The 2,792-nt window shown below is 57.8% G+C and carries 1 protein-coding gene and 2 pseudogenes; 1 reads left to right on the top strand and 2 read right to left on the bottom strand.

Annotated features, from left to right (window positions below; all coding sequences use genetic code 11):
- Nucleotides 1-268: pseudogene (locus tag AAFM29_RS14740) on the top strand (ATP-binding protein); the annotation flags it as partial.
- 127 nt (nt 269-395) lie between these two features.
- Here AAFM29_RS14740 and AAFM29_RS14735 read toward each other — a convergent pair.
- Entirely contained in the window at nt 396-1,763 is a 1,368-nt protein-coding gene (locus tag AAFM29_RS14735; RefSeq protein ID WP_341713543.1) for a hypothetical protein, read from the bottom strand.
- A gap of 370 nt (nt 1,764-2,133) precedes the next feature.
- Nucleotides 2,134-2,792, bottom strand: a pseudogene (locus tag AAFM29_RS14730) (chemotaxis protein); the annotation flags it as partial.

Genomic DNA, 2,792 nt, shown 5'->3' with positions numbered 1-2,792 from the left:
CTTCCCCGGCATCCAGAAGAACCTCGTCACCAAGGCGATGGAAATCTTCTACGAAATCCGTGAAGTGCCGGGCCTCAAGAAGAAGCCGTCGACCAGCGAACTGCTCGACTGGCTGAAGCTGCTGCTCAACGAGGATATGCCGCTGGATGTCCTCCAGTCGCAGAATCCGACTGCAGCAATTCCGCAGCTACACGGTGCGTTGCTCAAGAACGAACAGGATGTGATGATGTTCGAGCGGCTTGCGTTCATGGCGCGCCGCCAGAACTGATCCAGACAAGACTGAAAGAAAGAGGGCGCACTTCGGTTTCGGAGTGCGCCCTCTTCCTTGCGACCCTGAGCTCGCATACGGCCATCCGGAGCGGGAGAGCGCCCTGGATGGCCGCCTGGGGGCGCAGTTATTTTTCGTTCTTCAGCGGTGCCCCAGTGTACTGATTGTACTGCCGCGCCGCAAACATCTGGCGCGTCAGCAAAGGTACGTCGCTGGCCGGGTTGGTTGCGGCATACCATAGCGGCAACGACTTGAAGGTCAGGACCTCGTCAAAATCGCCCGCGACCGAGCCCTCGTCCATTGGGACCGTGCCAAGCCGGTTCTGGAACCACTTCATCCACCCTGCGGAACCGGCAATCGGTGAACAGATGTAATCGCCATTCGGCCCGCACAGTTTGAAGTAGGGAGCACTGTCTGTCGGGAATGACGGCAGCAGGAAGCTGGGCATGCGGTTGAGTTTAGGGTTCCACTGCGCGGTACTGTGGCAGCTCATGCAGCTTGAGTCGGGCACATTGTCCTGCGGCTCACCGCAATTGTCGGCGTCGGTGCAGAAGGCAATGTTGTTGCGCGCACCATCGTTAGGTCCGGAGAGCCGATCGTTTGGCCCCAGCGTCATCTTGGCATAGGCAGGTGCATCCGGATTGATCCAGTTCTGCGTCAGCACATCACCCGGCTTGCTTGCCTGGGGATCATTTCCCCACTGGGCACCGAGAACGACCATCTTGTCCCAGATATTGTCGCTCTGGATGCTGCTGTCATACACCAGAGTCGTGAAGACCCAGCCGGTGTCAGGCGCCGACTTGGAATCCTTCACAATGATGTCGAATTGCACGACATAGCCGGGCCACACCTGCGACGGACCACCGTCCTTGACGGGAATGAACAGGTTCCACGCTTGCGCACCTGAAATCGCATCCCACCAATCGGTCGGCATCGTCGGATCCGTCGATGTGAATACGGCGGCCTTCACAATAATGGATCCTTCCGCAAACTGGGTGCGGGCGGTTTCAACCTTCGGATTCATCGCGTCCGTGTTCCACACATTGTAGAGCGTGTAGGCCGCGCGCTGATCGTAATAGGTCAGGACATGGGTTTGAAAATCGGTCTTCAAGCCCGTACCCGGGAATACTGCGGGTCCGAACTCACCGGCGGGATAGGTTCCCTGGATTGGTTCGCGCAGGCTTCCGGTCCAGGGTTCGTTGTACCACCCTGCCCCCGGCGCATCGAAGCCGTTGCCCTGCGTGAACAGAGCCGTACCGGGCGCCGCCACCGCGGCCTTGAGCGCTTCAGCATAGGCGCTGGCATTATCTACGGTAATCAGGCCGCCGCCGATGGCATCGCGCCAAGGTGCATCGGCAAGGGGCGGCGGTGCAGTTGTCGGCCAGTCATGGCTAAGTACGAAGCTGCCGTAGCCTTCAGGTGGCACTTCACCGTTATTGTTCTGGAATGGTGTTGCAGTCTTTATCGCAGTGACCCGTTGGGCTTCCAAATCCACAATTGGAGCAGCTTTTTCCGCGGATTGGCACGACGCAACCAGTGCGACGGCCGACAAGCCGACTAAATAGGTAGAAAGCTTCATAGATCGTCCCCCTTGCGGATTGCAGCGGCAGGACCCTTTTCATGCGCAATACAATCCGAGGTGACACCATATCGAATCGAGTGCGTATGTGTATCAGTATTAATGCTTATGTGTACGTATATAGAAAGAAGATCGAACACTTAGTTCTCTGGTTTCATTTAACAACGCAATTCCGATGTTAAGAACGAAAGTCCTGATGAAGGAGGGATGCGAACAAGTCGCTCTGAATACAAGAAAGGGCCCGCTCCGGTTAGAGAGCGAGCCCTGATCCTCAATCCAAGCTGCGTTACGCGAAAGAGTAGGCCAGTTCGGAATCGCCCCAGCGGCGGCCGTTGATAAACAGCGGCACATAGACGTTGCGAACAACGATGTAGTTCTTGCCATCGCCTTCCTGGCGATACACAGCCATGGTGTAAGCATCCTTGCTGTTCTTCGAAACGAGGTCGACACCCTCGAGGATGATGCGCCCGTTCCGGCAATATTTGGTGTCGTGCGCAAGATCGCCGGTCGGTTGGCGCGAGTGGGCGCTGACATGCGTGGGCAGGAACCCGTTCATGTCCGCCGGCGAACACATCTTGATCCCGCCGCCTTCTGCAACCACTGAGTCGATGACTGGGCGCCAGCGGCGATCGGCCCAATCGCTCAGCGTCGTGCGATAGAGCGGAGGGTTGGTGCCCGGGACCTGACGGTAGTTCTGGTCGAACAGCTGTTCCATGGTCAGCTCGCCCGAAGCGATTGCCTCTTCGGCGATCCGCGCGAGATTATGACAATGCTCGATGGCGCGTTCGACCATCACGCTGTCCTGCGGTGACAGGCCGGCCTTCACCAACTTGTCGAACATGTCGCTCGCGGTCAGCTCAAGATCTTCCATGCGATCGTGGGCGGTTGCCAGCTTGTTTTCATTGTCGCTGACGGCACCATCGAAATCGCGCAGCACGTCCTGCA

It is taken from the genome of Erythrobacter sp. (assembly GCF_038133525.1).
In the GTDB taxonomy this organism is placed as follows: domain Bacteria; phylum Pseudomonadota; class Alphaproteobacteria; order Sphingomonadales; family Sphingomonadaceae; genus Qipengyuania.
This window is presented reverse-complemented; position numbering and strand designations above follow the sequence as displayed.